This is a genomic window from Chromobacterium haemolyticum DSM 19808 (assembly GCF_000711885.1).
GTDB lineage: Bacteria > Pseudomonadota > Gammaproteobacteria > Burkholderiales > Chromobacteriaceae > Chromobacterium > Chromobacterium haemolyticum.
In genome coordinates this window covers 435,572-459,729 of the sequence record NZ_JONK01000001.1, presented here as the reverse complement: position 1 = coordinate 459,729, position 24,158 = coordinate 435,572, and the positions used below count along the sequence as shown (strand labels likewise).

The window sequence follows — 24,158 nt, the reverse complement described above, 5'->3', positions numbered from 1 at the left end:
CATCGCGCGGAACACGCACATCACATTGCGGCCCTGGCCGCTGCTGTCCGGCCCGTCTTGCAAAAAGGTCAGCTCGCTGGCCGCCACGTAGTAGCGGCGGTTACGCGCCGCATCCGGGTGGCCTTCCAGCGTGAAAGCGCCGCCAGTGGCCAGCCCGCGGGCGTTGGCCGTGCCGGTGAGCTGGTGGGAATCCGCCTGCAGCGCCTCCAGCCGCAGCCGCGCCAGCCGGTCGCCGCCAGCCTGATCGCTATAGCCCGCGCCGTAGTCGTAGTGTTCCAGCCGGATGCCGTCCAGGCTGGTCTGGGTCTCCTGGGCGTCGCTGTCCAGGCGGTTGGACGGCGCGTGGTAGTCGAAGTCGCGCAGCGCGACATTGGTCGGCCTTACCCGCCGCGTGCGTTGCAGCCGCTGCACGCCTTCGCGGCCCGGCACCGGACGGAACTCGTCGCCGTCCGGCAGGAAGCGCAGCCGGCCGTAGCCGGCAGCCAGGTCGTCGAAGCGCTGGGTGTCGGACAGCACCACCACATGGCGCTCCGGCTGGTGCTCGACCCAGAAGTAAATGCCCTCGTCCTCCAGCAGCCGCTTGACGAAGTTGAGGTCGGACTCCAGGAACTGCACGCAGTATTCGCGTGGTTCGTAGGCGTGCTCCAGCTCAAAGCGGAAGTCCGGCCGCTGATGCTCGCCGAACACCTGCTCGACGATTTGCGGCACCGTCAGTTGCTGGAACACCCGGCAGTTCTGGTTCTCGGCCAGGAAGGACAGCCAGCTGCCCAGTTCCAGCGTGTAGGTGTAGCGGTCCTGGGTCTGGCCACTGTCGTAGCCGCCCAGCACCTGGCAGTGGAAGGGCCGGACGCCCTCGTCGCCCAGGTCGATGTCCACGGTCAGTTGCGAGCCGAGCAGGCTGTCCAGGTCCAGCGCCGGATCGGCGCAGGCGATGTCGAGCTGATAGCTGGGTTCCTGCGACAGACGCTCGTCCGCCTTGAAGCTCAGCGCGACGCTGTCCGCGTCCAGCAAAGGGCTGTGCAGTTCGATCAAACGCATGCGGTTTCTCCCGGGATGGCGGATTCGGCCGGCGCGGGCGGCGGCAACGGCACGCCCTCCCCGTCGTCGAAAATCAATTCCAGCTTGTCGGCGGCGCTCAAGCGCACGCTGCGCAAGGCGCGGTCGGCGGCGCGCGCTTCCAGCACGCCGCGGGCGATGGCCGGCATCACTCGCTGGCGGAGCAAGTCGCCCACCGCGCGGCCGCTGGCCGGGTGCCTGGCCACCGCGCGGGCGATCCAGTCCGCGGCCTCGGCGTCGGCGCGCCAAGCCAGGCCATTGGCGCTCAGGCGCAGGCCGATGTCGTCCAAAGCCTGGCGCGCGATGCCGGCCAAGGCCGGTTCGCCCAGCGGCCGGAAGGCCACTACCCGCATCCGAGCCAATAGGGCCGGCGCGAAACGGCGCTGCAAGCGTTCGCGCGCCAGCGCGTCCAGCCGGGACTGCGAGACTTCGGGCTCCGCCGCGCAAGCGGCCTCGATTTCGGCGTCGCCCAGATTGCTGGTCAGCAAAATCAGGCTGTTGCGGAAGTTGATGTGCCGCCCTTCGCCGTCCTCCATCCAGCCCTGGTCGAACACTTGGTAGAACATTTCGTGCACGTCCGGGTGGGCGCGGTCAAACTCGTCCAGCAAGAGCACGCTGTAGGGTTTCTTGCGCACCGCCTCGGTCAGCCGGCCTCCTCGGCCGTAGCCGACATAGCCCGGCGGCGCGCCTTTCAGCGTGGACACGGTGTGGGCTTCCTGGAATTCGTTCATATTGAAGCGCAAGAGATTGCGCTCGCCGCCAAACAGCGCCTGCGCCAACTCAGCAGCGGTCTGACTCTTGCCGGTGCCGGTGGGGCCGGCCAGCAACATCACCGCCAGCGGCCGGCGCGGATCGCCCAGGCCGGAGTGCGCCACTTGCAGCGCCTCCACAATGGCGTCCAGGCCGCTCTCCTGGCCCCGTATCCGCTGGTTCAACCCTTCGCGCAGGGCCATCAGACGACGCGCCTCGTCTTGCGCCATCTGGGTGACCGGCACCTGGGTCCACTCCGACAGCACTTCGGCGATGGCTTGGGCGTCCACCCAGGGACGCACCAGCCGATCAGCCCCGCTCAGGGCTTCGGCCCGCTCAGAATCGCCGACGCCCGCTTCCAGATCGCCCAGCCAGGCGCCCACTTCGGCGCGCTGCTCGCTCAGGGCCGCGTCCAGTTCGTCGGCGCGCGCGGCGGTGTCGGCGCGTTCCCGCTCCAGTTCCGCCGTGTCTTCCGGCGTGGACAGCCCCAGCCTCGCATCGCTGGCGCGCCAGTTCAGTGCTTGTTCCAGCGTCATGGCGCGGTGACGCAGCCGGTCCAGCGCCGCCGGCTGGCAGCTCTGGCTCATCGCCACCCGCGCGCAAGCGGTGTCCAGCAGGCTGATGGCTTTGTCCGGCAACTGCCGCGCCGGCAGATAACGTCGCGACAGCGTCACCGCCGAGCGCAAGGCGGCGTCGGCGATGCGTACGCCGTGATGGCCTGCAAAGCGCGGCGCGATCATGCGCAGCATGTCCACAGCGGTGTCGTCGTCCGGCTCGTCCACCGCCACGGTCTGGAAACGGCGCACCAGGGCGGCGTCCGGCTCGATGAACTGCTTGTACTCCGCCCAGGTGGTGGCGGCCACCATGCGCAGCTGGCCGCGCGCCAACATCGGTTTGATCAGGTTGGCGGCGTCGCCGGTGCCGGCGTTGCCGCCGGCGCCGATCAGGGTATGGGTTTCGTCGCAGAACAGAATCACGGGGGCCGGGGACGCGATCACCGCGTCTATCACCGAGCGCAGCCGCTGCTCGAACTCGCCGCGCGCGCCGGCGCCGGCTTGCAGCCTGGCCACGTCCAGGGCCCAGATTTGCGCGCCGCGCAGGCCGGGCGGCACTTCGCCCCGATGAATGCGCTGAGCCAGCGCCTCGGCCACCGCGGTCTTGCCCACGCCGGCCTCGCCCACCAGAATGGGGTTGTTCTGCCGGCGCCGAGACAGCACGTCGATCACCGCGCGTAATTCGGCGTCGCGGCCTATCACCGGATCCAGCTCGCCGGCGGCCGCCTGCTCGCTCAGGCTCACCGCCCATTGCCGCAGCACCGCGCCCGGGTCGGCGGCCTCTCCGGCGGCGGCTTGCGAGACAGGCGCGTCGGACGCTTCCGGCCAAGCGCCGGCCAGCGCCTCGTAACGCTCGACAATATCGTCCAGCGACAACTTCGCCAGCGCCTGGCCCACTCTATGCTGCAGCCAGCGCCGCGTAGGCTCTTCGTCCAGCCAGGCCAGCAAGAGATGGCCGCTGCGCACCTTGGCGGCCGGCGCGGCCACCTGGCTCCAGCTGATGGCCGGCGCCACGCTGCGCTCCAGCGCCGGCGAGATGTCGCGCAGCGATTCTCCGCCGGCTTCGGCGGCCTCCAGCGCCTTGCCCACGCGTTGCAGCGCGGCAGCCGGATCGCAATCCAGCGCCTCCAGCAAGAGCGCGACGTCGCCGCCGCCTCGGCGCAGCAGGCAGAGCAGCCAATGATCTAAATCCACCAGCGCGTGCCGGCGCGAGCGCCCCAACGCGGTGGCTTCCACCAAGGTGTCGTATGCGGTTGGGCCTAAGCGGCCGAAGATGCGTTCTCGGTTCACAGCGGATCCTGGAATGATTCATACACGGTGAGAGTCCGGAGCGAGACGCCGGGGCGGGACCATGCGTCCACCCCCAGGCGCATGCGCCCCACCTTGCCTGCCAGTTCCGGCCGGGTGCGGACCTGGACCTTGATGACCGGAGCGGCCCGGCCATCGGCGAAATCGGCGGCGACGGCGAACATCGCCAGCACCGCGGGCGAGCCGCGCCGCCAGCGGGCAAACTCGGAGGCGTCGATCGGCCCTATGGTGATGTCCAGCGCGTGCTGGGCGTCCCAGATCCGGCTGCCGACGCGCCAGTTTCCCAGCCGGCGCGGCCCCCCGACGCCGCGCAGCGGTATCCAGCGCCCCTGGCGCGGGGACAGACGCACCGGCGCGCCGAAATAGCCGGCCAGGATTTTTCGCAAGTCCGCCAGCGAACGGCGCGGCGCGTGATAAGCGCCGGGATGGCTGCGACGGCAGGCGGCGGCGTGCGGGTCCAACAGAGACTCCGCGTCCGGCGCGGCGCCGGCCAATGCGGCGACGCGTTCAGCGAAGGGGTGGCGACCGCGCTCGTAGCCCAGCGCCGGGTGCATCGCCGCGCGGGCGGCGTAATGCAACCAGGCCAGATCGCCGCAGGCCAGATTGACGAAGCGTTCGAAGGCGGCGTTGCGCTCCAGCCGGCGCTCGTGCAGCGCGTGCTCGGTGATGTGCAGCGGCAAGGGGCCGTAGGGCGCGAACAGACCGAAATGGCGGCACACCACGCTGACGCGCGGCGCGGCGTCGTTCTCCGCTTCTTCCACCCTCACCCCGCTGATTTCGCTGCTGGCGAAGTGCATGTCGGCGGCCTGCTCCAGGCCCAGCCAGTCCGGCCGGCGGCGCAGCCGGCTTGCCGCGGACGCGTCCGGCAAACGCCATTGCCAGGTTTCGACGCGGCGCATCAGTTCGAAGAAAGTGCGCTGCGGGCTCAGCTCCCGGATCATCTGCTGCCGTTTCATTGCAGTTCTCCGTCTGGGCGCAGGGTATTGCCATGCCGGCTGACCAGCTCGCCGTCCAGCCGCAGGCTGACCTCGATGCCGTCGTTGAGCGTGACCGCCTGGGCCAGGGCCTGCGCCAGCAGCCGGCCGAACAGCCAGCCGCCTCGGTCCGCGTGCATCACGGCGGCAATGTCGATGTCCACCAGGGCGGCGCGCACCAGGGCTTGCGGCGAGCTCCGGCCTGCGGGCAAAAAGCCGGCTTGCAGATGCGCGGCCTTCAGGCTGTCTATGCGCTGCCGGTCCAGCGCCAGCTCCGGCTGAGCGGCCAGCCGCAGTTGTTCTGTCAGCCGAGCGCTGATGTCTTGACGGCCGGCGCCGCGCAAGCTGAGCGGATTCAAGCCGATATGGGCCACCGCTTGCCAGCAGCGCTCCTGGTCCGGGATCGGCCGCGGCGCGCTGGCAGGCCACAGGCATTCCAGCCGCGCCACCGCGCCGCCCTCGGCCCGCAGCTCCGCGGCAGGCAAGTCCTCTGGCCGCCAACCGCGGTCCGCCACCAGCGCGCGCCCGGTCAGCGTGGCGATGTCGTCCAGACCGATGTCGCCGGCGCAGGCGGAAATGGTGATCAAATCGTGGCTGCCCAGTGTGTCGGGGCGCGCCTGTCGCGGGCCCTCGCTCTGGAGCGCCGGCTCGCGGCGCAACGAGTAGCGCGCCGCTGCCGGGCCGCTCTGGTAGCCGCCGGCGTCCAGAGCCGGCCGCGCTTCGCGAGAACGGCCGTTGCTATCGCACACATTGACTTCCAGCAAGCGCCACAAGTGGTGCTCCGCCGGCCGCATCCGGTCCACCGGAATCCATTGTTCGGTCTGGTTCGGGTCGTAAGGCACCGGGTCCAGCCGCTTGGGGTAGAGATTGATTGCCGGGGTGGCGAACAGACGGAACTGGTCCGCGTCGACTTCGCCTATCAGATCCAGCGGCGCCTGGCGCAAAGCCAGGATCAGCTCGAAGCCGCGCGCCGACGGCGCCCGCGCCGCCAAAGCCGCCAGCGCGTCCAATTCCACGCTGAGCAGCCGCGCCGGCTGGGCGAAGTATTCGCGCAGCAGCCGCAAGCCCGGCAAACCGCCCGCGTCGGTGGGCAGCAGCGCCTCGGCCTCGTCGGCCGCGGACAGGCGCAGGCCGCTGAGCGGCAACTCCAGCAGGACTTCGCCGCCGCGTCCGTCGTCGGCCGTGGCGTACCAGGCGCCGACATCGGCCAACATGGCCCGGTGCAGCGCGTAAGCGCGCGGCAGATCGCCGGCCAAGCTCAATTGCAAGGGTTTGGCGCCGCCTTCCACGGCGGCCAGGTCGCCCAGCGCCACCGTGCCCTCCAGCTTGAAGCTCAGTCGCAAGGCGGCCTGGGACGAGGCCAGCCGCCGCGCCAGTTCGGCGGATATCCGGGCCAAGCCGCGGCCGCATTCCGCTCGCTCCAACCTAAGCGGCAACAGCGTCACTTCGCGCCCGGTGGAGAAAGTGACGGGCCGGGCCGCGCCCGGCAGCGTCGCCTGGATCAGCGTGCCGCGCGGCATGCTGCGGCCGCGAAAGGCCTCAGGCGAAGCAAAGTCCGGATGGAAGGCGAAACTGCTGATCGCCGGCGTGGCGCTGAGATAAAGCGGGCAGACCTGGGCCAGCGCCTGACGCGCGAATTCGGCGCATTCCAAGTCCAGCCGGGTTTGCACTCGGGCCGACAGAAAAGCCACGCCTTCCAGCAGACGCTCGACAAAGGGGTCCGCTACCGAATTTGGCCGTAAGCCGAGCGCCGGAGCGATCTGCGGATGCTCGCGGGCGAAACGCGCGCCGGCTTCGCGCAGATGGCGCAATTCATTATTGTAGTGATCGAGGAAATTCATCCGGCTACCCCCGCCTCCGCCGTGCGCGGCAGGCCAAAATAGCCGTCCAGATAGTTAAGCGTCAGGCAAAGCCGCAATGTTTCTCCGCCTTCGCGGGTCTGTGCGGCCACGTCGAAATACAGCAGTTGCCGCGCAAGCGGCCCGCTGCCGGCGCGCGCGCTCACTTCCACGCGCTCCGGGTCCAGCCTCGGCTCGAAGCGGCGGATCGCGTCGCGAATGTGAGCGCAGACGCGCGCCGGGTCGATCAGGCTGGACTTCCTCTCCGCCAACGGCGGCCGCCCATAGTTCCACACCGAAGTCTCCAGCTGGCTGCCCGGCGCCAGCGGCAGGCGCGCGCCGCGCAGCGCGGCGTTCATCAAGTGAGCCAGATCGCGCGCGATGCTGACGGCGAGCGTCTCTCGCCCGGCGCGGGCGGACAGTTGGTCGAATAATCGTGGCGTCATGGCTGCCCGGCGCCGCCTGAGCGGCGCCGTCCCGATAGTGATAGAGAAGAAGGCCGGAAAGACCCGGCTCAAATGGCTTAAACCGCGGCGTTCAGCTTCAGGTCGTAACCGGCCTTGATCACCGCGCCCATGGTTCCGTCGTTACGCTGTTCGCGATATTCGAACTCGATCTTGGCGAAGTTGATCTTGATCTCGTCGGTGGGGAGCACGCTTTCCACATCGCCGCTGCCGTGGCCCATGATGGCGTAGGGCATATTGCCCAGCGTGCGGAACGAGGACACCAGGCCGCTGGCGAAGGTGATGATCATGAAGTCCTGCTGCCCGTTGCCGGACTTGCGGCAGATCAACTTGGCGCGCGGGATGTGCTCGCCGGTGGCGCACATCAGGAACAGCTTGGGCGAGGCCTTGTTCGAAACCATGCGGAACTCGAAGTCTTTCATTTCCACCTTGCCGGCGCCGCCGCCGCTGCCGAAGCCCCATTTACCCGAGTTCTCCTCGGCCCATTGCCAGCTTTGGATCTGGATCAGGCCCGAGTACTGCTGGTCAGTTGATTCTCCTTCGACTCCTTCAATCTGTAGAAAGTAGTCAACCAATGCATTTGCCATGTTGCGATACTCCGAAAAAAAGTGATGGACATGTCAGACCTGAAATGGAATGCAAGCGCCGGGGCGACTCAGGTCGTTCCCGCCCCGCGCCAAACCGGCCGCCGTCAAACCCCGCTCACAGCTTCGAAAGCTGGGGAGAAACGAGCCGAAAACGCTTGAAAAAACGCAATGCGCGAGCGACGCTTGAGCCTTTGGAAACGGCTTCCAACGCGGCTTCACCAACACGCGGCGAACCTGAAGCGGCTTCTCAGCGGGCGCCCTCCTGCTTGGCCGACGGCAGTTTGGAAACCAGCCGCAGCGACACGGTCAAACCTTCCAGCTGAAAGTGCGGCCGCAGGAAGAACTGAGCGCGGTAATAACCCGGGTTGTCCGGTAGTTCATCCACCAGCACCTCGGCCGCGGACAAGGGACGCTTGGATTTGGTGATCTCGCTGGAAATGCTAGGGTCCCCGTCCACGTAGTTCATCAGCCAGTCGTTGAGCCAGCGCTGAGTGTCTTCCCGCGATTTGAAGGAACCGATCTTGTCGCGCACGATGCACTTGAGGTAATGGGCGAAACGGCAGGTGGCGAAGATGTAGGGCAAGCGCGAGGACAGATTGGCGTTGGCGGTGGCGTCGTCGTCCTCGTACACCGCCGGACGGTGCACGGTCTTGGCGCCGATGAAGGCGGCCATGTCCGAGTTCTTGCGGTAAACCAGAGGCATCAGGCCGGATTCGGACAACTCATGTTCGCGGCGGTCGGAGATGGCGATCTCGGTGGGGCAATGCAGCTCCACTTCCTTGTCCTGCGACGGCAGCACGAACTTGGGCAACACTTCCACCGCGCCGCCGGACTCCACGCCGCGGATCTTGGTGCACCAGCCGTAGGTGCTGAAGGCGCGGGTGATGTTGGCCGCCATTGCGTAAGCGGAGTTGGCCCAGCAAAAATCGCTGGCGCGGTTGGGATCCACCTTCTCCTCGAAACCGAACTCCTCTATCGGCTGGGTCTTGGGCCCGTAGGGCACCCTCGCCAGGAAGCGCGGCAGGGTCAGCGCCAGGTAACGCGAGTCGTTGCTTTCGCGCAGCCGGCGCCAGAAGGCGTATTCGGTGGAGGTGAAGATCTTGGACACGTCCCGCGGATTGCCCAATTCGCTCCAGTCGTCCATTTGCAGCAAGCTGGGCGCGGCGGCGGAGATGAAGGGCGTGTGCGCGGCGGCGGCGATCTTGGACATCTCGGTCAGCAAGGCCACATCCTGAGCGCTGTGGTCGAAGTGGTAGTCGCCAACCAGGCAGCCGAAGGGCTCGCCGCCGAACTGCCCGTACTCCTGCTCGTAGATCATCTTGAAGATCGGGCTTTGGTCCCACACCACGCCCTTATAACGGCGCAGGGTCTTGCCCAGCTCTTTCTTCGACACGTTCAGGTAGCGGATTTTCAGGTTCTCCGTGGTGTCGGTGTTGGACACCAGGTAATGCAGGCCGCGCCAGGCGCCTTCCAGCTTCTGGAAATGCTCGTTGTGCAATACCAGGGTGAGCTGTTCCGAGATCTTCCGATCCAGTTCGGCCACCAGTTGCTCCACCGTCTGCGCCACGTCTTCGCGCACCACCACCCGGCTGCGGCGCGCATAGGCCAGCAAGGTCTGTACCGCGCTTTGCACCGCTTCGGCGGCTTCATTGGTGCGCGGTCGGAAAGAACGGCGCAGGATGTCCTTCAATCCGTCGTCTACCGTCGTTTCGGTCTGCCCGGCCGCGGCCGGCGCCAGCATCTCGGCGTGGGTGCTCATTTCGCCTCCCCGTCGGCTTGGACCGCGTCGCCCGGCGCGGCGGCGTCGTCCGCGGGCAAATGCAGATCTTTCAGCAGCTGCTCGATCAACTCTTCGGCCGCCACCTTGCCGTCCATATAGGTCAACAATTCCTTCAACTGGCTGCGCGCATCCAACAACACCGCCAGTTCAGGGATCTTTTTCACCACTTCGGCCGGCTCGAAAGACTCCATGGAATCGAAGCTCAAGTCGATCGGGATCAAGGTTCCGTCGTCGGTGATCACGTTCTTCACGTGGTAGCTGAGTTCCGGCGCAATCTGCGCCATCCGCAGGTCGAAGTTCTCCACGTCGATTTCGGTAAAACGACGGTCTTCTACCGCGCCCAGCGGCTCGGTGTTGTCGCCGGACAAGTCCGCCAACACCCCGGCCACAAAGGGCAGCTCCACTTTTTTCTGCGAACCGTAAACTTCCACGTCGTATTCGATTTGCACGCGGGGCGCACGGCTTTCCCCGATGAACTTCTGCGCATCCTTCTGTCGCGCCATGGCATATGTCCTTTCCCTGATATTGGTTGACTACCCTTGTGAAGACCGGGGGCGATCCAATTTCGCCACCAGCGCATCCGATTCGGCGAACAACTCCGCCATCAACTCCTCAAAACCCGCGCCCAACATCCTCTTGGCGCGCAGCAAAAAAATCGGCGCCGGATGTCCTGGCTCGTGTTCGCGGAAATACGCGACGATCAAGTCCAGCGCCGCCGCCACCTCCTCCCGGCTCTTTAAGGCGCCGGCGGGCAGCGCCCTTGCCGCCGCCGGGGCCGCCTCGCTCAAGGCGGGCGCCTCATCGGGGGGCGCGGCTAGCGTCGGCGTCAGCGCGGCTTCCAGCTCGTCCAGCAAGGCGATCAGACCGGCGCAGTCAAACTGCTCGGCAAAACCTTCGCTCTCGCTCAGCGCAGTCAAGCCCGCCAGGCCGGCGCGCAGCCGGGACAGGTCCCGCAGCGCCCGCTCCCGCGCCGCCGGCCCGGCTGCGGCGGGGTCCTTGGTCAATTGACCGACGCTGACCTCGCTGTCCGCGCTTAGTCGGCTGTGCGCCAGTTGATGCAGGAAGGCCGGCCCGCACAGCCAGGCCAGATGTAAGGCATGGGTTTCGCCCGCCGGCGCGTCCGGCTGACCGGCCGGGCGGATATTTTCCAGCGGCTGCGCCGCTATCGCTCCCAACGCCGCCAAGCCTTCCGCCGCGCCGGCCAGCCCTCTCTGAGCCACCGCCGCGCGCAGCAGCCACACCCCTACCCGCACATCGGCCGCCTTGCTCAGCAAAGTGCGGCACGCGCTTTCCACGCTGGTCCAGTGGAAGGGTTCCGCGCCCTTGCGCAGAGGAACGTGGCCCACCGCGTCGTATTCGCAGATCGCGGCGTCGACGCGGGCAAAATCGGCGTCGAAATCCAACTCGTCCAAGACTGGACTTTCCGGCAAGGCGATATCAGCGATGGCGTAACTCATGGTTTCAGCGTTCATGGCGAAAGTTTGATCCCGGCTGCTGCCCTGCATAGGGCAGTCTCAATATTTTGAATAAGGCGCCGATAAATACCTGGCCCTCTTTCTCAAAAACTCTAGAACAAAGTTATAAGCAAACGCTTGAGCCTGTCCAAACAAAAAGGCCAACGATTGGCTTGCGGAAAAACAGAGGGGAAATGGAAAAAAATCGCACGGCAATACAAATGCATGCCACGCTTTTCATGACAGACGCGCATGCGTGCCATCAGCGAATGGCTTAGCGGACCCTTGAAGACAAGGCTTGCCGAAGGGGTGGCGGGAGACAAAAAAGACAAGACAGGAATGCTGCGAAAAGTTTAATCGCAGTCTATTTTCAATGAGGCTTTAAAAACATACGCCTCGTTCACAAGCTGCGGATTTTATTTGCACTTTCTTCGGAGGAAGGCGGACGCGCGCTTGCGCGGGCCCGGCATGCTTGCGTGCCGGCCCGCATAGCCTCGGCCTTTATCTTCATCCGTATTGCGGGCCCTCTAAAAAATGGTGAGACCGCCTTGGGCAATGTGAAAAATACATACTTATTAGTATAATTTTGAGAAAAGTTTTTTATATTATGATTTACTTAGTGTAAATTGGCATAAACTCACGAATTGCTGAAAACTTGCCTCGCATTTCGGTTTTATTAAGCCAATACTTAAAAAATCGATGTACCCCAGCTTGTGCCCCGCTCAAAAGCGCAAGGTGCAAATTCACATTCCGGTCAAACATTGTTGCATTTGATACACAAAACCCATCGACTGGGAATGGCGCCATTTTTGCACGTTAGCATATTTAGATGATTGGGCACGTCTTAAGGCCTTATCGGCATAAATCAAAAACAAGATTAGGGTTATCCCTAATCTTGCGCAATAAAATAAACGATTGTTTAATTTTGAAAGTGTTTAGATATTTTTATTAAAATTCTTGCCGGCGATCAAAATAATAAACCCCGTCATTGACGGGGTTTATTATTGCCAGCAATCGCCTATTAGATTTGCGTTCAGACCTAATCCAGCACGCGATCACGTTTTTTCAAGCAAACTCGCCGGCCTCCAGCGACTTGCCCACCAAGCGCTCACGCAGATCGAGAATTTCCTTGACCAGAGCCGCGCGTAGTTCCAGTACCAAAGCCAGCAAAGTGGCCATGCGCCGGCGCGGCTCCAGCTTAGCCAGATCTTTGGGTTTCATTTGCCGCCCTTCCGCCGCCAGCTTGCCCATTCGCTGTTGCGACACCAGGTTCTGCAAGCCCGTAGGCAGCGATAAGGCATCTATCGCCTTCAGCTTTTCCAGATTCTGCAGCATCCGCAGCAAAGCCGCGCGCGCCTGCAAAACAATGGCCACCAGCATGGCCATGCGCCGCTGCGGCTCAAGCTCGGCCAGGTCATGACAACTCATGCCGTCGCCCGAGCGCGCCCACTCCAGCATCCGTCTCGGCCCCACCAACTGAGTCAAATTCGAAGGCAAGGCCAAGGCTTCCACCACCCTTAAGCGCTCCAGTTGCGGCGCGGCGCCGCGCGCGCGCTCAGAATTCAGCCGCAGCCAGGCCAATGTCGTCAGCTTTCCGCCCTCCCTCAACTCCAGCAAAGCATCCAGCCGTTCGCGCTGGCCGGCGCTCAAAGCGTCGTTAAGCCGAGCGTAGACTTGACGCGAGCCCAAGGTCAGCGCGGCCGCGCAACTGCGGTCTATCACCCCGATGCTCGGCAAAACAATGCGGCGCTCGCGCAACCAGGACACCATCGCCTGCGCCAAGGTCAACGCCTGGTCGGTTTGATTGGCCAGCCTGGTCAGATGGCGCAATGCCGCCTGGCCGTCCTCGGCTCGGTAAGGTCTCAAGCCCAGATAAGCGTAAAGCTTGACCAGATGTTCGCGCCGGGTTTGATCGCGGGTGGCGTAGCGATCCCAGTCCGACTCCTTCGCCCCCAATGCGGCCGCCACCCGCCGCAATAGCCGGGGAGCCGGCTGGCAGCCCTCGTCCAAAGCGATGCCCGGGTGGCGCAGATAGCACAGCAGTACAGCCACCCCCAGCCGATTGGCGCTACCGCGGTGCTGCTGGATCAAGGCGAAATCCTGTTCGCTGAAAGCGGTTAACTGATTTAGCTCGTATTCGTCCTCTGGAGGCTCCAGCAAGCTGGCGCGCTCCAATGGCGAGAGCAACGGACGTCTTGGCATGATTCTCTTCCCCTGGCCTTGGCCAATGTGTGCTGCGCCGGACAGGCAGCCCGCCGGCGGTGTCACCATGCTCCCCGCTCTGGCGGCGGTATGGAGCCCTTAGAACCTGTTCAAAGCCTGCTGCGCGTCTGCGATACGGCGGTAAAAACCGCTTCGAAATGCTCATGCATCTTGATGTACGCTCCGCATTCTCATCCGTTCCGCCTTGTCTCGCGCTAGCTTGCGGGCCTTTGAACAGGTTCTTACCGCCCGCCGTCGCGGGCATGACGCCAGCGACGAAAGGGCTAATTAAAACATTTTGAAGATATGCTTTCTTCTATGGTAAGCAAACATTTGTGATAGCTAGTATCGGGCGGAGTTCCCAAACTTATGCCATTTTCTTATGGCGAGATATGTATTAATCATTCGACACTTATTTATTCATGAACAAAATGACATTGGGTTTAACCGAACAGCGCCAGGCCATGAAAAAACCCGCCGGCGGCGGGCTGTGCGACTGGCGGTTTTAACGCCGAGTCAGGCATCTCACAAGCGGTATTGCGATAGGGTGGCAATCTGTTCCTTGGCCAACCGGTCCAGTTGCTGCGCGCTGCTAGCGGTTTCCTGTGCCGCTGAGCTGGCTTCCTCCGACATCTGGGCAATGCTTTCCACCTGCACCGCGATATTGTTGGTTGCGCTGCCCTGCTCCTTGATCGCCGCGGAAATCTCGCTCACCATGCGCACGGTGTCGCCGGTTGCGCCCCCTATCTGACGGATGGCGGTATCCGCGTCATCCGCCCTCTCCACACTGTTTTTCACAAGATCTTCCGCGGTTTGCATCTGGGTGCTGGCTTGGCGCGAGCGCTCCTGCATCGCCGACAAGGTGCTGGAAATTTCCTGAGTGGAACTGGTGGTGCGCTCCGCCAGCATGCGCACCTCGTCCGCCACAACCGCGAAGCCGCGCCCCATCTCGCCGGCGCGCGCCGCCTCTATAGACGCGTTCAGCGCCAACAGATTGGTCTGATCGGCAATGTCCTTGATCACACTGACCACGGCATTGACCTGGCCGCTGAATTTTTCCAGTTCGCGAATGCTGCCGGCGGCTTCATCCACCGCCCGAGAGATTTGACGGATATCGTTGATGGTCTGGCTGATGGTGGTGGAGCCCTCCATCGCCATGGTGCCGGCGGAGCTGGCCAAGCTATGGGTTTCCTGTGCGCGGTCGGCCACATGGTTGACGCTGACCGTCATCTGTTCGATGGTGGCCGCCACATTAGCCGAAGAGCTGCTTTGGGACGCTGCCGCCGTGGCCACTTGCTCGGCAGTCTGGTTCAGCGCCTGAGAAGCGCCGGCCACCTCCTGGGCGCCTGACAGAATGGCGCCGAGATTTTGCTGCAAGCGGCCCAGCAAATCATTGAAGGCGCTGGCGGTTACGCCGATCTCATCCATGCGCGCCACCGGAGCGCGACGGGTGAAATCCAGCTGTGCGCTGACCTGTTGGATGGTGTCTTGTATCTGCGCCAGGCCGCGGCGGATCACCGAGAGCACCTGACCGCCCAACAAGGCCACCAGCGCCACCACGAGCGCAATGAAACCGGCCATCATCCAGAGAGTGCGCTCAGAGGCGGCTTCGTTCGCCTTCTGGATTTCGGCGGCCACTTGCATATTGAAGGCAACGTGCGCGTCAATCGCTTTGCGAAACGCTTTGGTGCTCACCCCTATCGCTCCGCTGATGAACTCCTTATTGGTCGCGGCGATATCATTGGTATTGGAGATGGCGAATAATTTCTGCCTGCCTTCTCGCAGTTGCGCCAAGGTGCGAAGGTCTTCATCCAGCAGTTTGCGGTCGCGCTCATCGTAAACATTGCTCTTGCCGTAAGTGTCGAAGGCGCTGTCCAGTACCTGGTCTGCTTGCTTGACCATGTCCTCGGCCGCCCGCTTGTCTTCCGGCCGGCTGGCCAATACATGGCGGATAATCCCGCTACGCATATCGATGAAGCCGCTAGTCGCCTTGTTCAGGTCTCGCACGCTGGGAATCAGATTGCCCAAGGCATCGTCGAAACGATGCTTGGCCTGTTGTTGTTCCCACAGGCCGTAGCCGCCTACAGTCAGCACCGCCAGCAAGCTGGCCGACAGCAGCATTACTATTCTTTGCACAATCGTCATCAACGCTCTCCTCTGTTTTTACCGCGCATGCCAGGATGGACGGCTTCCATGCGATCACTATAGGCGATTGAGCCGGCAAACCGACGGGTAACGCGGATTCATGCATTTGGGAACTTCTGTCCATGCCAACCAATCTCACCCCACCAATAGTGATTAATATAGTCAGTTTCACCCGGACACATGGCCTCAAGGGAGAACCGAATGTTTGAATCCTGGATCCGTTTTTCCGTACTCCTATCTATAGGAGTGACTGTGCTGTCGCTGGCCATCACCGGCTTTCTGCTGTTTCGTTCTTTCGACTGGACCTCGCAACTGCGCGGCCTGCCCGGTCCATGGCAGCGCGAAAGCGTGAAAGACGGTATCCGGCTCAATGCCGACGTGCTGTCGATCCGCCAAACCGGCTTGCTGGTCAACCAAGTGCCTATGATGCGTTTGGAATTGAAAGTATGGCAGGACGGCTTTAGCCGGGAACTGACGATTGAACAACTGATAGACTTGGGCAATATGCCGCGAGCAGGCGAGAAAGTGGAAATCATGGTGGACCGCCATGATCCGTCTCGCGCTTCTTATCTGCGCTTGGCCCCGGCGGGAGACGCGCCGGCAACGCGTTTCCCCTAGAACGGTTTACGATTTTTCGTGCCAAGCCGAGACAAGGCGAAAACGGCTGAGAGAACGACGCGCGCCACGTTTCACAACGCACGGCAGATCGTAAACAGGTTCCGATAGATCGGGTTTGACGCGGCGCTAGGCCCGAGTCGATTTTCGCGGCCGCCTGGCGCGCCGCTGCAATAGTTCTTCCAACTGAGCGCTGATTTCCAGCGACGCCTTCACGCCCAGCCCCTGTTGCAGCGCGTCGCGCTGCGGCGGCGCGGCCTGGGCGAACAGCATGGTCTCCCTCAGCAAGGCGTTCATCGAATCCAGCCCGCCCTGAGCATGCGTTTGCAAGCGCGCGTTGATGCGGCGCAGGCTGTCGGCCACGTCGATGGAATCCGTGACCGCGCTGTTCAGCCGCATCAGCTGCCCTATTTTCAGGTAGTCCTGCAACTTGATGGCGCCGCTTTGGCTCATGGTCAGCACCAGGCCTTCGATGATTCTCTCCAGCGCGGCTTGCCGCGCAACCAGCATCTCCAGAATGTCATCCATATCCACTCCTCAATATCAGGCGCGTCAAAGGCAGACTAACAAGTAAACAGTTTTAAATACATATTAATTTAGACCAGTTTACGCATCCGCTTTATCACGCCGGGTTTTTATCGGCTTATGGCATCAAATATTCAATATGGGAAACGGGTTTGGCAAGCGAAATACCGCAAGACTCAGGCAATGTCAGCGTGGCTGTCGCCAAATTGCGTCGCGGCGACAAACAAAAAAGCGGCGGGCAATGCCCGCCGCCATTCGGAAATTGAATCCCTATTACATTAAATTCTGCTCGGCCACGTTCAGGTTCAAGTCAATCATCTGCTCGCTGCCGCTCCGCTCCGCTCCCGCCTTGCCGTCCAGCCGATCGGCCTCGATCGCGTCCAGATAGGCCGGCGTGATATCGCCGGTAATGTACTCGCCGTTGAAGCAGGAGGTTTCGTAGCTGCTCAGCTTGGGATTGACGCTGCTGACCGCCTCTTCCAGCGCGGACAAATCCTGATAGATCACCGCATCGGCGCCGATTTCTTCCGCGATTTCGGCCTCGTTGCGGCCCGTTGCCAGCAGTTCCGCGCGAGTCGGCATATCGATGCCGTAGACGTTGGGGAAACGCACCGCCGGGGCGGCCGAGGCGAAATACACTTTCTTGGCGCCGGCGTCGCGCGCCATCTGCACGATTTCCTTGGAGGTGGTGCCGCGCACGATGGAGTCGTCCACCAGCAGCACGTTGCGGCCCTTGAACTCGCAGGCCACCGGATTGAGCTTCTGACGTACCGATTTCTTGCGCACCGCCTGGCCCGGCATGATGAAGGTGCGGCCGATATAGCGGTTCTTGATGAAGCCTTCGCGGTACGGCAGGCCCAGGTGGTTGGCCAACTGCAAAGCGCTGGGGCGACTGGTGTCCGGGATGGGCATGACCACGTCGATGTCCAGTTCCGGCAAGGCGCGGCGGATTTTCTCCGCCAGCTTCTCGCCCATCACGATGCGCGCCTGGTAAACCGAGGCGCCGTCAATCACCGAATCCGGCCGCGCGAAGTACACGTATTCGAACAGGCAAGGCGCGTGGCGGGTGTCGCTGGCGCAGCTACGGGCGTGGAATTCGCCGTCGAAGCCGACGAACACGCCCTCGCCCGGCTGCACGTCGCGCAGCAGGTTGAAACCGGAACAGTCCAGCGCCACGGACTCGGACGCGAACATGTATTCGGTCTTGCCGTTGTTGACGCAAGTGCCTATCACCAGCGGGCGGATGCCGTTGGGATCGCGGAAGGCCACCAGGCCGTAACCGGCGATCATCGCCACCACCGCATAGGCGCCGCGCACGCGGCGATGCACCGCTCCGATGGCGCCGAACACCGCGTCCACGTTCAACTCGTTGCCGCTGAGCCGCTGGGTTAGCTCGTGAGCGAACACGTTCAACAGCACCTCGGAGTCGGAGTTGGTGTTGATGTGGCGCAGATCGTGGCGGAACATGTCCGCTTTGAGCTCTTCGGTATTGGTCAGGTTGCCGTTGTGCGCCAGCACAATGCCAAACGGCGAATTGACGTAGAACGGCTGCGCCTCGGCCAGGCAGGAGGCGGAGCCCGCTGTGGGATAGCGCACGTGGGCGATGCCGGCGGTGCCCAGCAGGGAGCGCATATTGCGGGTGCGGAACACATCTCGCACCATGCCGCTGCCCTTGTGCATGTGAAAGGTCTTGCCATTGGTGGTCACGATGCCGGCGGCGTCCTGACCTCGATGTTGCAGCACCTGCAAACCGTCATACAGCAACTGGTTGACCGGAGCCTGACCGACCACGCCTAGAATTCCACACATCTTTTGCTCTCTTCCCTACAACTAAAGAAACGGACAAAAAAACAAGACAAAGAAAAAGGCGGAATCTTGAAGTGAAGATATCAAGATATTCCGCCTTGTTCACCAGCTACCCGGTGTAGTGGAGGTTATCGGCCAGCATCGCCGGTAACCAGGGCCTTAATGATAAGGCCACCGATTCAAATGGCGCCGAGAGCACGGCATTCCTCCACATGGGTTGTCGCGGCAGATCGCTCAAGCCGCCCACCAAAACCAGGGCCGTCACCAGCACCAGCCCGCGAGCCAGGCCGAACACCGCCCCAAACAATCGATTGATCCCGCCCAGGCCCACACTGTCCAGCATGCCGGTCAGCGTGACCCGCAGCAAGGCCGTGGCCAGCCAGGCCAGGAAAAACACCGCTACGAAACCCGCCACCAGCCGCAAGCCTTCCGAACTGAGTTCGCCGGGCAAAAACGCCGACACCACAGGCGAAAACTGCTTGGCGCACCAGAAAGCGATCAGCCAGGAGCCCAGCGACAGCACTTCGGCCACCAAGCCGCGCATCATCGCCACCAGGATGGAGCCGGCGATGATGGCGATGGCAATATAGTCGAAGATGGTCATGACGGCTACTTGGTCACGATAATGCCGTTAACGCCGGCCTTGGCCAGCTTCTGCAAAGTGGCTTGCGCCTCGGCGCGGCTGTTGAACGGCCCCACCCGCACTCGGGTCACTTCGCCCTTGCTGGTCTGCACCTTGCTGAAATGGGCGGACACGCCTATCGACGACAACTTGGATTTCAAGGCGTCGGCCTTTTCCGGGTCCGATAGCGCCGCCAACTGGATGACCGATTTGCCCTCGCTCTTGGCGGAGGGCTCCTCTTTCTTCGCCGCGGGCTTGTCCAGCGAGTCGAAGCGACCCTCAAGGATGGCCGCCGGGTCCGGCTTGCGCGCCGGCTTTTCATCCAGCTTGATCTCAGGCTTTTTATGCTCGGGCTTGGCTTCGGGCTTGGCCGGTTTTGGCTCCGGCTTGTGTTCGGGTTTGGGCTTGGCTTCCGCTTTCGGCTCGGCTTTGACTTCCGGCTTGGGCTCGGGCTTCGCCGCTGGGGCGGGTTGCACCGCCGGCATGGCCGGCGTCACGGAAGACAGGTTGGCCGCCAGTTCGGTGGCGCCTGGCTTGGACGCGGGCGAGACTTCGGCCAGCGCCGCGGAGGCCGGCTGGGCCGGCGGCGGCACGGCGCCCGCAGGCGCTTCGGCGTGATTGGCCGCCGGCGCGGAAGCGCCCGCGCCCAGCACTTCTATGGATTCCGGCTTCATCTGCTGCTCGGGCAGGCGGCCCACTACATTCCACAAAACGACGGTGGCGACGGTAACCAATACCACAGCGCCCACCAGACGGCGTCTGGCGCGCTTGCGCAACAGGATCAACTCCTCGTGTGTGGATAAAGCCATGCTTTCCTCAAGCCGGGTGTTGCCGGGCTTCCATCACCTCGGCAACGGTGTGGAAGGAACCAAAAACGACAATTCTATCACTCTCCTCCGCCTGCGATAAGGCCGCCGACCAAGCTTGCGCCACCGTGGCGAAGGATTGCACCCGCGCGATGCCCATTTCCGCCAGCCTGGCGGCGATGCGCTCGCCGCTCTGCCCGCGCGGCATGTCGAGGCCGCCGACGAACCAAGCGTCGAACTCCTCCCGCGCCAAAGACGCCACCTGCTCCAGATCCTTGTCCTCCAGCATGGAGAACACCGCCAGCCGGTTGCGGGCGAACGGCAGCTGTTTCAGGCTGGCCGTCATCGCCTTGACCGCGTGCGGATTGTGGCCCACGTCCAGCACTACCGCCGGTCGCCCCGGCAGCACCTGGAAGCGGCCCGGCCACTCCACCTCCAGCAAACCGCGCTTAACCGCGCCCAGGCTCACCGGCAGACGAGGCTTCAAGCACTCCAGGGCCGCCAGCGCGGCGGAGGCGTTGATCATCTGATAACCGCCGCGCAAGGCCGGCAGAGGCAAGGCGTGGCGGTGGGCGTCGCCCATGTGGAAGGACCACTGGTTGTCCATGCGCTGATAGCCGAAATCCGGCCCGTACAGCTTCAAATCCGCGCCGATGGCCCGTGCGTGCTCGATCAGACGCCGCGGCGGATTCGGGTCCGCGCACAGGGCCGGCTTGCCGGCCCGGTAGATGCCGGCCTTCTCGAAGCCGATATCCTCGCGGTTGTCGCCCAGGATGGCTTGGTGATCGATATCCACGCTGACCACCACCGACACGTCCGGCTCGAAAATGTTGACCGCGTCCAGGCGTCCGCCCAGCCCCACTTCCAGCACGATCACATCCACCTTTTCCGCAACGAAGCTGTGCACCGCCGCCAGGGTGCCGAACTCGAAATACGTCAGGGAGGTGTCGCCGCGCGCGGCGTCTATCGCCTCGAAGCTGGCGACAATGCGCTCGTCGCTGGCCGGGGCCAGATCAATGGCGATGCGCTCGTTGTAGCGCAGGATATGGGGAGAAGTGTAAGTACCCACCTTGAAGCCGGCGCAACGTAGCATCGCGGACAGCATCGCGCAGACCGAGCCCTTGCCGTTGGTGCCGGCCACCATCACCACAGGGCACGACGGTTGCAGTTTCATCGCGGCGCGCACCCGCTCCACGCGGGCCAGGCCCATATCGATGGCGGTGGCGTGCAGGCTTTCCTGCCAGCTCAGCCACTCGGCCAGAGTCTTGTGTCCAGTCATTTCGTCTCAGTATCGTCCGAGGCTTGAAACCACAGCAAATAAGTCCGCAAGCGGCGGCGGCCGTCCGCCGGCGCCGAATCCGGCCACAACATCAATGCGCGCCGGCGGCCGCCTATGCTCACATTCAACACCGTCAGCCACGGAGTGACGAAGCAGTCGTCCAGCGGGCTAGCCGGCAGCGCGGACTCGCGCCATAAGGTCAAACGGCCCAGGCTGTCCACTTCCAGCCGTCTGAAACGGGCGGCGTCGCCCCAGCCGTCGGCGTGCAAGGCCCGCCAGAGCAAAAAGGCCGCAACCGGCAGCAAGGCCAGCCAGGGCGTCGGCAGATAGCGGACCACCGCCCAGGCCAGCAGCGCGCCGGCGGCGGCCGCCAGCGACAGCCAGAGGCGGGAGGGCCTCAACTCGAAGCCGAAAGGCTCCAGCCGCTGCCGCCGGCTCATTGCTTAGAGATCCAGCGCCGGGTTGTTGCTGATATCGGCGTCCACGCTGTCTATCACCGTGGAATGGATCTCCACGTCGAACCACTCCCAGAAGGCCTTCAAGGACAGATCCTTGGGCCATGTTTCTTCGTCCTCGTACCAGGACGCCAGTTCCATCTTGAACAATTGTTCATAGATTTCGTCGATGTAGGCGACGCCCTCTTCCGGCTCGTCGAACTCCGGCAGCAGGATCACAGTGCAGTCGGTGCGCAGGCTGTCCAGCGCCAGATCCATGTCGTTGTCCGGGGCCTGGTTCAGCCAATCCAGGAACGGTTGTTTCGGTTTGATCACGGCCACCGAGCGGTCAACGAAGTACATAGCATGCCTTTCATTCAAGTTTGGCCGGCATTGTAACAGCACAAACCGCGCGGCGCTAAGCGTGGAAGCGTGACCGGCATGTTACAATCCGTGCATTTTTCCATACAGAAAACAACACGCACCATGGCTCTGATTACCGTCGAAAAAGCCTGCCTGGCTTTTGGTCACCACGCATTGCTGGATAACGTCGATTTTGCGCTGGAGCCGGGCGAAGTGGTCGGCTTGATCGGCCGCAACGGCGCCGGCAAGTCCTCGCTGCTCAAAAGCGTGGCCGGCGCGGTGGCGCTGGACGACGGCCGCGTCAACATCAAGGGCGACGTCAAGGTAGCCTATGTGCCGCAAGAGCCGGAACTGGCCCCGGAGCACACGGTGTTCGAAGCCGTGGCCGAAGGCCTGGGCGACTTGAAAAGCCTGCTCACCGAATACCATCAGGTCACCCATCAACTGACCCAGGCGGACGCGGACCACGAACAGGCGCTGACGCGGATGGAGCATATCCAGCACGAACTGGAAGCCCGCGGCGGCTGGCAGTTCGACGCGCTGATCTCCTCCACGCTCTCGCATCTGAACCTGAACCCGGACGCGCGGATCAGTGAACTGTCCGGCGGCTGGAAAAAACGCGTGGCTTTGGCGCGCGCGCTGGCCGCCAAGCCGGACGTGCTGCTGCTGGACGAGCCCACCAACCACCTGGACGTATCCGCCATCGAATGGCTGGAAACCCTGATCAAGAGCTATGGCGGCAGCGTGCTGCTGATCACCCACGACCGCCGCTTCCTGGACAACGTCGCCACCCGCATCGTGGAGCTGGACCGCGGCATTCTGCGCAGCTATCCGGGCAGCTTCTCCAGCTACCATGTGCGCAAGGCGGAAGAACTGGCCATAGAGGAAGAGCAGAACCGCATCTTCGACAAATTCCATGCCCAGGAAGAAGTGTGGATCCGCAAGGGCATCGAGGCGCGCCGCACCCGCAACGAAGGCCGCGTGCGCCGGCTGGAAGCCATTCGCCGCGAGCGTTCGGCGCGGCGGGAGCGTGTTGGCCAAGTCAACTTTCAGCTTAACGCCGGTGAGCGCTCCGGCAAGCTGGTGGCGGAGCTGGAGCACGTCAGCAAGGGATTTGAGGGCAAAACCCTGATCCGCGACTTCACCACCCGCATCCTGCGCGGCGACAAGATCGGCCTGATCGGCCCCAACGGCGCCGGCAAAACCACGCTGCTCAAACTGATTCTGGGCCAGCTGGACGCGGACAGCGGCAGCGTCAAGCAAGGCAGCAAGCTGGAAATCGCCTATTTCGACCAGTTCCGCGAGCAACTGGACGAAGACAGCAGCGTGGCCGACATCATCAGCCAGGGCAACGACTTCGTGGAAGTCGGCGGCGTGAAGAAACACGTGATGAGCTATCTGGAAGACTTCCTGTTCTCGCCGCAACGCGCGCGCAGCCCGGTGCGCTCTCTGTCCGGCGGCGAACGCAACCGCCTGTTGCTGGCCCGGCTGTTCACCCGCCCGGCCAATGTGCTGGTGCTGGACGAGCCCACCAACGACCTGGATATCGACACGCTGGAACTTCTGGAAGACGTGATCGCTCAATATTCGGGAACCGTGTTCCTGGTCAGCCACGACCGGGCTTTCCTCGACAACGTGGTCACCCAGGTGATCGCCTTCGAAGGCAACGGCCGGCTGGAAGAATATCCAGGCGGTTACCAGGACTGGATCGACACCAAGGCGCGCATGGCGGCGATGAAACCCACGGAAAAGCCCCGGGAAGCCGCCGCTCCGCAGGAAAAGGCCAAGGACAAGCCCAAATCCGCGCGCAATAAACTGTCCTACAATGAGACGCGAGAGCTCGCCGCGCTGCCGGACGAGATCGCCGCGCTGGAAACCGAGCAAGCCAGCCTGAATCAGCAATTGCTGGACCCCAACTGCTACCGCGACACGCCAAAGGAGGCCATCGCCTGGCAGCGCCGGGTGGAGGAAATCGACGAATTGCTGATGGACAAGCTGGCGCGCTGGGAAGAACTGGAGTCAAAGCAACAATGAGCAAAACCCTGCCGCCTTCGCCTTCTTCGCCGCTGGACCGGCGCGCGCTGCTGCGCGGCGCCGCGCTGCTGTCGCTGGCCGGCTTGCTCGCCGCCTGCGGCACCACGCCCTCCAAGGTGGCGGGCGGCCGAAAACCCCGCCCCTCCGGCGACCTCAGCCTCTCCGGATTGAAAGCCGACGGCGCCAGCCGGGAAATCCTGATCTACACGCTGGGCCTGCTGGGCCTGGACTACAAGTTCGGCGGCACCAATCCCGAGGCCGGTTTGGATTGCAGCGGCATGGTCGGCTACATCTACCAGAACGCCGTCGGCGTCACGCTGCCGCGCACCGCCGCCGAAATCGCCAGCGTGGCGCGCCCCATCCCGGACAGCCGGATGCGGGTAGGAGACCTGGTGTTCTTCAACACCATGAACCGCCCGTTCTCCCACATGGGCATCTTCATAGGCGACGGCAAGTTCGTGCACGCGCCGCGCACCAATAGCTCCATCCGCGTGGCGCGGCTGGACAACAGTTATTTCGCGGCCCGTTACGAAGGCGCGCGCACGCTGTTCAGCTAAGAGCG

Annotated in this window: 21 protein-coding genes; 3 read left to right on the top strand and 18 right to left on the bottom strand. The window is 63.4% G+C overall.

From position 1 onward, the window contains the following. The 11 genes from BR71_RS02040 to BR71_RS01990 form a co-directional block, all read right to left on the bottom strand. A partial coding sequence (locus tag BR71_RS02040; RefSeq protein WP_043631833.1) for a type VI secretion system Vgr family protein occupies nt 1–1,038 on the bottom strand: 1,038 nt, incomplete at its 3' end. Further along, nucleotides 1,029–3,650: a type VI secretion system ATPase TssH gene (tssH, locus tag BR71_RS02035; protein ID WP_081862510.1), complete on the bottom strand. Its 2,622-nt coding sequence runs from the start codon at nt 3,648–3,650 to the stop codon at nt 1,029–1,031. The genes BR71_RS02040 and tssH, both read right to left, overlap by 10 nt. Beyond that, on the bottom strand, nt 3,647–4,624 hold the full coding sequence (locus BR71_RS02030; RefSeq protein WP_043631831.1) for a type VI secretion system baseplate subunit TssG: 978 nt from the start codon (nt 4,622–4,624) through the stop codon (nt 3,647–3,649). The genes tssH and BR71_RS02030 overlap by 4 nt, the downstream gene beginning before the upstream one ends. Next, on the bottom strand, nt 4,621–6,483 hold the full coding sequence (gene tssF, locus BR71_RS02025) for a type VI secretion system baseplate subunit TssF (RefSeq protein ID WP_043631828.1): 1,863 nt from the start codon (nt 6,481–6,483) through the stop codon (nt 4,621–4,623). Before tssF ends, BR71_RS02030 begins: the two co-directional genes overlap by 4 nt. Further along, entirely contained in the window at nt 6,480–6,926 is a 447-nt protein-coding gene (locus BR71_RS02020) for a type VI secretion system baseplate subunit TssE (RefSeq protein WP_043631825.1), read from the bottom strand. The genes tssF and BR71_RS02020 overlap by 4 nt, the downstream gene beginning before the upstream one ends. Nucleotides 6,927–7,003: 77 nt before the next feature. Then, on the bottom strand, nt 7,004–7,531 hold the full coding sequence (locus tag BR71_RS02015; protein ID WP_039755389.1) for an Hcp family type VI secretion system effector: 528 nt from the start codon (nt 7,529–7,531) through the stop codon (nt 7,004–7,006). 247 nt (nt 7,532–7,778) lie between these two features. Beyond that, entirely contained in the window at nt 7,779–9,290 is a 1,512-nt protein-coding gene (gene tssC, locus BR71_RS02010; RefSeq protein ID WP_114152925.1) for a type VI secretion system contractile sheath large subunit, read from the bottom strand. Next, a complete protein-coding gene (gene tssB, locus BR71_RS02005) occupies nt 9,287–9,814 on the bottom strand; it encodes a type VI secretion system contractile sheath small subunit (RefSeq protein ID WP_019102291.1) in 528 nt (175 codons plus the stop codon). Before tssB ends, tssC begins: the two co-directional genes overlap by 4 nt. A 30-nt stretch (nt 9,815–9,844) precedes the next feature. After that, nucleotides 9,845–10,783 (bottom strand): type VI secretion system ImpA family N-terminal domain-containing protein, encoded by a 939-nt coding sequence (locus tag BR71_RS02000; RefSeq protein WP_208854826.1) that lies wholly within the window; start codon nt 10,781–10,783, stop codon nt 9,845–9,847. A gap of 1,047 nt (nt 10,784–11,830) precedes the next feature. After that, a complete protein-coding gene (locus tag BR71_RS01995; RefSeq protein WP_162179183.1) occupies nt 11,831–12,967 on the bottom strand; it encodes a DUF4158 domain-containing protein in 1,137 nt (378 codons plus the stop codon). Between the two features lie 525 nt (nt 12,968–13,492). Beyond that, complete coding sequence (locus tag BR71_RS01990; RefSeq protein ID WP_081862508.1) at nt 13,493–15,112, bottom strand: methyl-accepting chemotaxis protein; 1,620 nt, start codon at nt 15,110–15,112, stop codon at nt 13,493–13,495. A gap of 201 nt (nt 15,113–15,313) precedes the next feature. Between BR71_RS01990 and BR71_RS01985 the strand changes: the two genes are divergently transcribed. Further along, nucleotides 15,314–15,730, top strand: coding sequence for a hypothetical protein (locus BR71_RS01985; protein ID WP_196783766.1), 417 nt, complete (start codon nt 15,314–15,316; stop codon nt 15,728–15,730). A 126-nt stretch (nt 15,731–15,856) separates the two neighbouring features. Here BR71_RS01985 and BR71_RS01980 read toward each other — a convergent pair whose 3' ends face one another. The 7 genes from BR71_RS01980 to BR71_RS01950 form a co-directional block, all read right to left on the bottom strand. Then, nucleotides 15,857–16,255 (bottom strand): hypothetical protein, encoded by a 399-nt coding sequence (locus BR71_RS01980; protein ID WP_043631820.1) that lies wholly within the window; start codon nt 16,253–16,255, stop codon nt 15,857–15,859. Nucleotides 16,256–16,525: 270 nt separating this feature from the next. Then, nucleotides 16,526–18,061, bottom strand: coding sequence for an amidophosphoribosyltransferase (gene purF / locus BR71_RS01975; RefSeq protein ID WP_043631818.1), 1,536 nt, complete (start codon nt 18,059–18,061; stop codon nt 16,526–16,528). Nucleotides 18,062–18,167: 106 nt separating this feature from the next. Beyond that, a complete protein-coding gene (locus tag BR71_RS01970; protein WP_019102285.1) occupies nt 18,168–18,662 on the bottom strand; it encodes a CvpA family protein in 495 nt (164 codons plus the stop codon). Nucleotides 18,663–18,667: 5 nt separating this feature from the next. Next, the gene (locus tag BR71_RS01965) at nt 18,668–19,489 is read right to left on the bottom strand and encodes an SPOR domain-containing protein (protein ID WP_043631814.1); all 822 of its coding nucleotides are present in this window, start codon (nt 19,487–19,489) and stop codon (nt 18,668–18,670) included. 7 nt (nt 19,490–19,496) lie between these two features. After that, nucleotides 19,497–20,765 (bottom strand): bifunctional tetrahydrofolate synthase/dihydrofolate synthase, encoded by a 1,269-nt coding sequence (folC, locus tag BR71_RS01960; RefSeq protein ID WP_043631810.1) that lies wholly within the window; start codon nt 20,763–20,765, stop codon nt 19,497–19,499. Then, nucleotides 20,762–21,205 carry a protein YgfX gene (locus BR71_RS01955; RefSeq protein ID WP_043631807.1) on the bottom strand — a complete coding sequence of 148 codons (444 nt, stop codon included), beginning with the start codon at nt 21,203–21,205 and terminating at the stop codon, nt 20,762–20,764. Before BR71_RS01955 ends, folC begins: the two co-directional genes overlap by 4 nt. Before the next feature lie 3 nt (nt 21,206–21,208). Beyond that, on the bottom strand, nt 21,209–21,562 hold the full coding sequence (locus BR71_RS01950; RefSeq protein ID WP_019102281.1) for a hypothetical protein: 354 nt from the start codon (nt 21,560–21,562) through the stop codon (nt 21,209–21,211). Between the two features lie 123 nt (nt 21,563–21,685). Here BR71_RS01950 and BR71_RS01945 point away from each other — a divergent pair, with 123 nt between their 5' ends. Both BR71_RS01945 and BR71_RS01940 read left to right on the top strand, forming a co-directional pair. Next, a complete protein-coding gene (locus BR71_RS01945; RefSeq protein WP_043631800.1) occupies nt 21,686–23,596 on the top strand; it encodes an ATP-binding cassette domain-containing protein in 1,911 nt (636 codons plus the stop codon). Continuing rightward, a complete protein-coding gene (locus tag BR71_RS01940; protein WP_019102279.1) occupies nt 23,593–24,153 on the top strand; it encodes a C40 family peptidase in 561 nt (186 codons plus the stop codon). Before BR71_RS01945 ends, BR71_RS01940 begins: the two co-directional genes overlap by 4 nt. Nucleotides 24,154–24,158 lie beyond the last annotated feature (5 nt).

Bases quoted from the DNA above. Each gene is read 5' to 3' on its own strand.
- BR71_RS02030 (WP_043631831.1), bottom strand. From the start codon at position 4,624: ATGAAACGGCAGCAGATGATCCGGGAGCTGAGCCCGCAGCGCACTTTC.
- tssF (WP_043631828.1), bottom strand. From the start codon at position 6,483: ATGAATTTCCTCGATCACTACAATAATGAATTGCGCCATCTGCGCGAA.
- BR71_RS02020 (WP_043631825.1), bottom strand. From the start codon at position 6,926: ATGACGCCACGATTATTCGACCAACTGTCCGCCCGCGCCGGGCGAGAG.
- BR71_RS02015 (WP_039755389.1), bottom strand. From the start codon at position 7,531: ATGGCAAATGCATTGGTTGACTACTTTCTACAGATTGAAGGAGTCGAA.
- tssC (WP_114152925.1), bottom strand. From the start codon at position 9,290: ATGAGCACCCACGCCGAGATGCTGGCGCCGGCCGCGGCCGGGCAGACC.
- tssB (WP_019102291.1), bottom strand. From the start codon at position 9,814: ATGGCGCGACAGAAGGATGCGCAGAAGTTCATCGGGGAAAGCCGTGCG.
- BR71_RS02000 (WP_208854826.1), bottom strand. From the start codon at position 10,783: ATGAACGCTGAAACCATGAGTTACGCCATCGCTGATATCGCCTTGCCG.
- BR71_RS01995 (WP_162179183.1), bottom strand. From the start codon at position 12,967: ATGCCAAGACGTCCGTTGCTCTCGCCATTGGAGCGCGCCAGCTTGCTG.
- BR71_RS01990 (WP_081862508.1), bottom strand. From the start codon at position 15,112: ATGACGATTGTGCAAAGAATAGTAATGCTGCTGTCGGCCAGCTTGCTG.
- BR71_RS01985 (WP_196783766.1), top strand. From the start codon at position 15,314: ATGTTTGAATCCTGGATCCGTTTTTCCGTACTCCTATCTATAGGAGTG.
- BR71_RS01980 (WP_043631820.1), bottom strand. From the start codon at position 16,255: ATGGATGACATTCTGGAGATGCTGGTTGCGCGGCAAGCCGCGCTGGAG.
- purF (WP_043631818.1), bottom strand. From the start codon at position 18,061: ATGTGTGGAATTCTAGGCGTGGTCGGTCAGGCTCCGGTCAACCAGTTG.
- BR71_RS01970 (WP_019102285.1), bottom strand. From the start codon at position 18,662: ATGACCATCTTCGACTATATTGCCATCGCCATCATCGCCGGCTCCATC.
- BR71_RS01965 (WP_043631814.1), bottom strand. From the start codon at position 19,489: ATGGCTTTATCCACACACGAGGAGTTGATCCTGTTGCGCAAGCGCGCC.
- folC (WP_043631810.1), bottom strand. From the start codon at position 20,765: ATGACTGGACACAAGACTCTGGCCGAGTGGCTGAGCTGGCAGGAAAGC.
- BR71_RS01955 (WP_043631807.1), bottom strand. From the start codon at position 21,205: ATGAGCCGGCGGCAGCGGCTGGAGCCTTTCGGCTTCGAGTTGAGGCCC.
- BR71_RS01950 (WP_019102281.1), bottom strand. From the start codon at position 21,562: ATGTACTTCGTTGACCGCTCGGTGGCCGTGATCAAACCGAAACAACCG.
- BR71_RS01945 (WP_043631800.1), top strand. From the start codon at position 21,686: ATGGCTCTGATTACCGTCGAAAAAGCCTGCCTGGCTTTTGGTCACCAC.
- BR71_RS01940 (WP_019102279.1), top strand. From the start codon at position 23,593: ATGAGCAAAACCCTGCCGCCTTCGCCTTCTTCGCCGCTGGACCGGCGC.